At 39.2% G+C, this 7,770-nt stretch carries 9 protein-coding genes; 1 reads left to right on the forward strand and 8 read right to left on the reverse strand.

Going from position 1 to position 7,770, the window contains the following annotated elements:
• Positions 1–93 precede the first annotated feature (93 nt).
• Entirely contained in the window at positions 94–1,308 is a 1,215-nt protein-coding gene (locus AC27H3_RS16200; protein WP_487107807.1) for a CaiB/BaiF CoA transferase family protein, read from the reverse strand.
• A complete protein-coding gene (locus AC27H3_RS16205; RefSeq protein ID WP_487107809.1) occupies positions 1,308–2,489 on the reverse strand; it encodes an acyl-CoA dehydrogenase in 1,182 nt (393 codons plus the stop codon). The genes AC27H3_RS16200 and AC27H3_RS16205 overlap by 1 nt, the downstream gene beginning before the upstream one ends.
• A 129-nt stretch (positions 2,490–2,618) precedes the next feature.
• Between AC27H3_RS16205 and AC27H3_RS16210 the strand changes: the two genes are divergently transcribed.
• Positions 2,619–3,500: a LysR family transcriptional regulator gene (locus AC27H3_RS16210; RefSeq protein WP_487107810.1), complete on the forward strand. Its 882-nt coding sequence runs from the start codon at positions 2,619–2,621 to the stop codon at positions 3,498–3,500.
• Between the two features lie 404 nt (positions 3,501–3,904).
• On the opposite strand, the gene AC27H3_RS16215 is transcribed toward AC27H3_RS16210, so the two are convergent.
• The 6 genes from AC27H3_RS16215 to AC27H3_RS16240 form a co-directional block, all read right to left on the reverse strand.
• The gene (locus tag AC27H3_RS16215; protein ID WP_085302495.1) at positions 3,905–4,324 is read right to left on the reverse strand and encodes a VOC family protein; all 420 of its coding nucleotides are present in this window, start codon (positions 4,322–4,324) and stop codon (positions 3,905–3,907) included.
• Positions 4,325–4,405: 81 nt separating this feature from the next.
• A complete protein-coding gene (gene nth, locus AC27H3_RS16220) occupies positions 4,406–5,068 on the reverse strand; it encodes an endonuclease III (RefSeq protein WP_085302493.1) in 663 nt (220 codons plus the stop codon).
• A gap of 48 nt (positions 5,069–5,116) precedes the next feature.
• On the reverse strand, positions 5,117–5,821 hold the full coding sequence (locus tag AC27H3_RS16225) for an electron transport complex subunit E (RefSeq protein ID WP_085302491.1): 705 nt from the start codon (positions 5,819–5,821) through the stop codon (positions 5,117–5,119).
• Positions 5,818–6,459 carry an electron transport complex subunit RsxG gene (gene rsxG / locus AC27H3_RS16230; RefSeq protein ID WP_487107813.1) on the reverse strand — a complete coding sequence of 214 codons (642 nt, stop codon included), beginning with the start codon at positions 6,457–6,459 and terminating at the stop codon, positions 5,818–5,820. Before rsxG ends, AC27H3_RS16225 begins: the two co-directional genes overlap by 4 nt.
• Positions 6,459–7,523: an electron transport complex subunit RsxD gene (rsxD, locus tag AC27H3_RS16235; protein ID WP_487107815.1), complete on the reverse strand. Its 1,065-nt coding sequence runs from the start codon at positions 7,521–7,523 to the stop codon at positions 6,459–6,461. Before rsxD ends, rsxG begins: the two co-directional genes overlap by 1 nt.
• 9 nt (positions 7,524–7,532) lie before the next feature.
• A partial coding sequence (locus AC27H3_RS16240) for a hypothetical protein (RefSeq protein ID WP_487107817.1) occupies positions 7,533–7,770 on the reverse strand: 238 nt, incomplete at its 5' end.

Raw genomic sequence — 7,770 nt, forward strand, 5'->3', positions numbered from 1 at the left:
TGAATCGAAGTATATCGAGTGAGTTAACAACTCGTTGTATCGACTTTATGTTAAACAAACGAATAATGTAAAATAAATACCTTATCCGTTTGTTTAACTGATGATTTTATCAGTAAATAATTTTTTTATATCTGCTTGTGTGTAAGCAAGTAAGTTCGTTAAAACCTCATAACTATGTTGTCCTAAGTCAGGCGAAGCGCTGTGATACTGTAGAGGTGTTGCTGATAAATTGATGGGTGATGCAATTGTTTTAATTAACTCTCCTTGTTGATTGGCAACTTGTTTTACCATTTCACGGTGTTTAATTTGCGGATGATTAAACACTTGCTCTAAGGTGTTAACGGCCCCACAAGGAACCGCGACCGACTCAAGTTGCTCTATCCACCAAAGGGTAGGATGCGAAGCAAGTTTGGTTGCTAACAATGGAATAAGCTTGTTTCGATTAACCACACGCTGAGCATTTGTAGCATATAATGCATCTTCAGCAAGGCTAGGGCAGTTAGCAACCTGACAAAATTTGATAAATTGATTATCGTTACCAATAGCTAAAATGAGACTGCCATCTTGTGTTGCAAAGGTTTGATACGGCACTATGTTAGGATGTTCATTGCCTAATCTTTGTGGGTTTTTACTGGTTGCTAAATAATTCATCCCTTGATTGGCTAACGTTGCTACTTGCACATCGAGCAGGGCAATATCGATGTGTTGCCCTTGATTAGTTTGATGTCGAGCCATCAGCGCTGCCAGTATTGCATTACAACTGTATAAACCTGTCATTACATCAACAACTGCAACGCCAACTTTCATTGGCATGCCATCAGGCTGGCCAGTTAAACTCATTAAGCCGCCTTCACCTTGTATCATGGCATCGTAACCTGCTTTATGGGCACTTGGGCCACTTTGACCAAAGCCGGTAATAGAGCAATAAACTAAACGAGGGTTCAGTGCTTTTACACTGTCATAATCAAGGTTGTATTTTGCTAATCCACCGACTTTATAGTTTTCAATGAGTACATCAGCCTGCATGATTAAGTCTTTTATAACTTGTTGACCAGCTTGTTGTGTTATGTCGATTGCTATCGATTTTTTATTGCGGTTTACACAGTGAAAGTAAGCTGCTTGTGGCGGTTGGTCACCGCAGGCAGTTTTTATAAAAGGGGGGCCCCAAAACCGTGTATCGTCACCTTTGTGAGGGCGTTCAACTTTAATTACTTCTGCCCCCATGTCAGCTAACATTTGCGAAGCCCAAGGCCCAGCTAATATTCGACTTAAATCGACAACCTTAATGTTCCCTAATGCACTTGTCATTAGCAGAAAGCCTGAAAACCAGTAATAGCTCGGCCTAAAATGAGTGCATGAATATCATGCGTACCTTCGTAGGTGTTTACGGCTTCAAGGTTCATCATATGGCGAATAACACCGAATTCATCACTTATACCATTACCACCGTGCATATCACGGGCAACACGCGCTATATCAAGTGATTTTCCACAGTTGTTTCGTTTTAATAAAGAAATTAACTCGACTGGACATTGGTCAGCATCCATTAAACGGCCCATTTGCAAACAACCTTGTAAACCCAGTGATATTTCAGTTTGCATATCAGCGAGCTTTTTTTGAATTAACTGATTTGACGCTAAAGGACGCCCAAATTGTTGACGATCAATCGTGTAAGTTCTTGCGGCATTAAAGCAAAACTCTGCTGCACCTAATGAACCCCAAGCAATACCGTAACGTGCTTTATTTAAACAACCAAAAGGGCCAGCTAAACCGCTAACTTCAGGGAACATGTTTTTATCTGGCACAAATACGTTATCCATAACGATTTCGCCAGTTACTGAGGCGCGTAAAGAAAATTTACCTTCAATTTTAGGGGCAGATAAGCCTGTCATGCCTTTTTCTAGTACGAAGCCTCTGATTTTCCCTTCGAGCTTAGCCCAAACTACAAAAACATCAGCAATGGGCGAATTGGTGATCCACATTTTATTGCCGGTTATACGATATCCACCTTCGACTTTATTGGCATGAGTGGTCATCGAAGCCGGATCGCTACCTGAGTTTGGTTCAGTTAAACCAAAACAACCAACCCATTCACCAGAAGCAAGTTTAGGCAAATATTTCATACGTTGCTCTTCAGTACCATATGCATAAATGGGGTGCATAACTAATGATGACTGCACACTCATTGCACTACGATAACCACTATCTACTCGCTCTACTTCACGTGCAATTAAGCCATAACTAACATAATTAACTTCACTGCAGCCATATTTAGCCGGTAACGTGGCACCTAACAAGCCTAGTTGACCTAATTCCCGCATAATTTCACGGTCGAAATGTTCATCTCTATTAGCCTCAAGCACCCGTGGCAGCAATTTTTCTTGGCAATAGTTATACGCGGTATCACGGATCATACGCTCTTCTTCAGTGAGCTGGTTATCTAAAAGCATAGGATCTTGCCAATTGAATGCGGCTAATGTTTTTGTCATTTGAACACCTTGTTGCGTGAGTATTTAGTCGTGTTTTTAAATTATGATCTCACTCTACCTTTAATAGATAAATAAATATAATATATAGTTTATATTTGTTTGATATATTTTGTTTATGATTGAGCTGCTATGAACTTAAAACGCCTTGAATATTTTTGCCAGTTAGCCCAACTAGGTAACTTTACTCGCACAGCTGAAAAAATAGGTATTGCTCAGCCAGCGTTAACCATTGCGATACAAAAACTAGAGCATGAAGTTGGGCTCAAGCTAATAAATCGAGCAGAAAAAAATGCCTTATTAACTGCAGAAGGCGAGGTGTTATATAAATTAGCCATTGAGCTCTTAAGCCAAGTTGGCCAAGTTGAGTTAGCGTTAGAAGATTTGAAAAACCTTGAACAAGGGACTATTCGCTTTGGTGTTTCAGCTATGATGGGCTCTTATTATTTCCCAACAGTATTAACTGAGTTTAAGCAACAATACCCAAAAATTAAAATTCAATTAATAGATCAAGGCACAGCAGCGCTAGAGAATATGTTACTGAATGGCGAATTAGATTTAGCGCTAATACGTGGCGATATAGAGCATTCGCAGCTGCGTTACACACAATTGATAAATGAAGAAATAGTTGCGGGCATGTCTAGCTTACATCCGCTGGCGAAAGCAAATACGGTTTCACTCGCAAAATTTTGCCAACAGCCTTTAGTATTGTTTCATCAAGGGTATTTTTTACGTGAAGTGGTAAGTCAATACGCTAAGCAGCAGCAAGTTGAACTCGATATACGCATGGAAACAAACTTGATTGAATTACAAAAATCGTTAGTGCGTAATGACGTTGGAATAACCACATGTTTGTCGCGTATTTTACAAAACGAAGCTCAGATGACCTCAATTCCTTTTGAACCTAAAATTGAATTTAAACTGAGTTTAGCTTGGAAGAAGAGTCATTCACTCTCAAATGCTAGCAAAGCTTTTATCAAGCACTTAAAATCAACACTTGAGATAAAAATATAGCTTTTCTTTTTTATTAAATAACCTGAACTCTGGATAATGAGTGCTTGAAACTCAAGTGAACCAAAAGCTTAGGTAATAAAGTAAATGCTATAGCCAGGTGAACATCACGAATAGATATTATCAATGCTTCATTTTATGCCATTTCCAAGGCAAAACGTTTATGAATAGCGCGCTATTTATCGACGTTTTAACGCAGAAAATGGCTTAAAATGGAGCATTGAGCAAGTGCTGCTTATCCAGAGTTCAGGTTAAATAATAATTAGCAAAAAACGGCTAGATAAAATGACTAAAAACCTAAACTAAATCATAGTTCAGGCTTTAATTCACGAGAGCTAGTGCAAGAGGATAGTAGATAACAGAAGTTAATGTAAACGTTGTTTCTTATTAAAACAGAACAACTAAGCTTACCAGCTACCAGTGTTTTCCATGCTTAACCAAGGTTCTTTTGGCGCAAGTTTTTCGCCTTTTTGTAGTAATTCAATGGAAATATTATCAGGCGATTTAACAAAAGCCATATGGCCACAACGCGGAGGCCTATTGATGGTAATACCAGCAGCCATTAGCTTTTCACATAACGCATAAATATCGTCAACTTCAAAGGCTAAATGACCAAAGTTTCTGCCAACAGTATATTCTTCTTCCGATCCCCAATTGTGGGTAAGCTCTATTTCAGCCGCGCCTGGCTCAGTTGCTAAAAATATTAAGCTAAATTTACCTTCAGGTATATCAACACGGCGAGTTTCTACTAAACCTAAATGCTTAATATAAAAGTCGAGTGATTTTTCTAGGTCGTTAACACGAACCATCGAGTGTAAAAATTTCATCGTTGATTTATCCTTTTAACGTTTAATTGATAATGCTATTAATTGCTTATGAATATGTTTCGTAAACTTTTGCGTTAGCTATTAGTCTTCAGTTTTATCTTTAAAGTCGCATAAGTCTTCTAGAATACACGAGCCACATCGTGGTTTTCTTGCTACACAAGTATAGCGACCGTGCAGTATTAACCAGTGGTGCAAGTTAAAGAAAAATTCAGTTTTTCTTGGGGTATTTTTAACAATATTTTGTTCGGTTTCTTCAACCGTTTTACCTTTAGCATAACCAGTGCGGTTAGCTACGCGTTGAATATGGGTATCAACGGCAATAAAATATTTACCTTCGTTATCTTTTAGCCAACCAAATGCGGTATTTAACACGACATTAGCCGTTTTACGACCAACACCAGGCAGAGCTTCGAGCGCAGCTCTGTTTTCAGGCACTTCTCCGCCATGCAAATCTATTAACATTTGACAGGTTTTAATCGTGTTTACTGCTTTAGTATTAAATAAGCCAATGGTTTTAATATAAGATTTTAGGCCATCAAGACCTAGGTCAAGTATAGCTTGTGGAGTATTGGCGACAGGGTATAACTTATCCGTAGCCTTATTAACTCCAACGTCGGTTGATTGAGCCGATAACAGTACCGCAATTAAAAGCTCAAAAGGGCTGGAAAAATTTAGCTCGGTGGTCGGGTTTGGATTGTTATCCCTTAACCGAGTTAGCATTTCTATTCTTTTATCTTTATTCATCAGGCTTTTTGATTCTTTATACTTTAAGTTTCAAGTAAATATGTCGTGTTAACTTTCAAAGTTTACACGTACACGCTCAATGGCTTGTTCTAATTTTTTAGGTTTAGCTTGCGCTATTTTTTGATCAATAGCATTTTTACCTGCAATTAAAAAGCCCATAGTAATAAAAGCACCCGGAGGAAGTATGGCTAATAAAAACTGGCTATCAAGTTGGTAAACTTCTATTTTAAGTTGAGTCGCCCATTCACCAAGAAATAAGTTTGCACCATCAAATAATGTTCCTTGGCCTAATATTTCACGTATCGCACCAAGCACCAGAAGTACTGCCAAGAAGCCAAGGCCCATCATTAAACCATCGAAGCTTGCTTGTTTGATCGGGTTTTTAGAGGCGTAGGCTTCGGCACGACCAATAATGGCGCAGTTAGTCACAATAAGCGGTAAGAATATACCTAACGATTGATATAAATCGTAGGTATAGGCGTTCATGAGTAATTGCACACAGGTAACAAAAGTGGCAATAATCAGCACGAAAATTGGAATACGAATTTCTTTAGGTACCCATTGTCTTATGGCAGACACGGTAGCATTCGAACAAATAAGAACAAACAGCGTTGCTATGCCTAAGCCTAAGGCGTTAACAACCGTTGATGTGACAGCAAGTAAAGGGCAAAGACCAAGCAACTGCACAAGCCCTGGGTTATTTTTCCATAAACCTTGCCATGCGAGTTCTTTATATTCTGGATTTATTTTCATGGGTTAACTCCACAATTACTGGCGGTAGAAAAAATACGCTCTTGATTACTATCAAAATATTTGATTGTTTTTCTTACCGTTTTAACTACAGCTCTCGGGGTTATAGTTGCGCCAGTAAATTGGTCGAACATACCACCATCTTTTATAACAGCCCAGCGACTATCGTTGTCGTCGAGTAGTTTTTTTCCTGAAAAACTATCTATCCAATCACTTTTTCTGCGCTCTATTTTATCACCTAAGCCGGGTGTTTCCTTATGCATTAGGGTTCTAACGCCACTAACACTGCCGTCGGTATTAATAGCAATTAACAATTCGATATTGCCACTATAACCATCAGGGGCAACGGTTTTTATTGCTGCGGCAGTTGGAGCATTATTAAGCCTAGCGCGATAGATAACATCGATGAGTAAATCTGAATTGTTATCTTCAGGCGCGACAATACAGTCACGAAACATTTCATTGTCATGATTATCTTTTTGAATGACTTGATTTAACTGCCTGATAAGTTTTTGTTGCGCTTGTTGTTCAATACGATCAGCAGTAAGCAGTTGTACAATAGCGACTGCCGCTGTGCAAGTAATAGCAAATAAGGCTAATATTAGTGAGTTTTTAGTGATTGCTGGCGTTAATTCAGACATTACTTTTTAGCTCCTAAATCATGTCCGTAGGTACGCGGTCGAGTGTATTGGTCGATTAAAGGGGCTGCCATATTACATAACAATACAGCGAACGCTATCGCATCTGGGTAACCACCAAAATTTCTAATTAAATAAACTAATAAACCAGCAAGCGCACCAAAAACTAACCTACCTTTTACACTGGTTGCACCTGAAACAGGGTCGGTTAAAATGAAAAATGCGCCGAGCATTGTTGCACCGGTAAACCAGTTAAACATAGTAGATGTACTGCTGTCAGGGCTGATAATAAAAGCAATAAAACTACAAACAAATAAACTGATTAAGAAACTAAATGGTGTGGTCCAGTGAATTGCTTTTTTGAACAGTAAAAATAAACCACCCAGTAAAAAACCTGCGTTTATCCATTCCCACCCTAAACCAAAGTGCTTGCCAATAACGGGTGAGTTCATACTTTCAGCGACTGTTAATCCGAGGGTAAGGTTAGTTTTCACGGTATCCAAAGGTGTTGCCATGGTGTAGCCGTCGATATGGGTACGAATTTGTTCTACAGAGTAACCTTGAGGGGTATAACCAGAGAAAATAACCGCAAGTGTGTCATTAAATTGTATGTCCATAGCCAATAAAGACAATGGCGGTTGCCACTGGGTCATTTGTACAGGGAATGAAATTAACAACATGACATACGCTGCCATCGCAGGATTAAAAGGGTTATGGCCCAAACCACCGTAAAGCTGTTTAACGACTGCGATAGCAAATATGCTACCAATAATGGTTATCCACCAAGGTGCTAGAGCAGGTAAACTAATACCAAGTAGCACCGCGGTTAATATCGCGCTACCATCAAATAACTGTGTTGTGATTTTTTTATCACGAAGAGACAAAACAGTAAATTCGGCCACGATTGCAGTGGTTACAGCTAAAGCTATATGAATTAAATTCCCCCAACCAAAAAAGTACCATTGAGCCAATATACCCGGAATTGTGGCATATATAACGAGCCTCATCAGGGCCGAGGTTTCGCTTTGTTGATGATTATGTGGAGAACTTGCTATCCAAAATGCCATGGTGCTAATTTACTCTGAATGGGTTGATTTATTGGCTGAAGCAGCCAGCTTTTTTGCTTTCGCTTTAGCGACTGCAGCAGCAACGCGCGCTTTTTTGTTTTCAGCTTCAAGGTTTTTTGCTTCGGCCTCAACATTTTCTGAATGCTCTGGTTGTTGTTGCTTTTGCTTAGAAGTTTCGCTTGAAGATTTTTGCGCATTATTAGCCAGTTTTTTTGCTTTAGCTTTAGCAACTGCGGCGGCTATTTTA

It is taken from the genome of Colwellia sp. NW0002-52-1, from assembly GCF_057550865.1.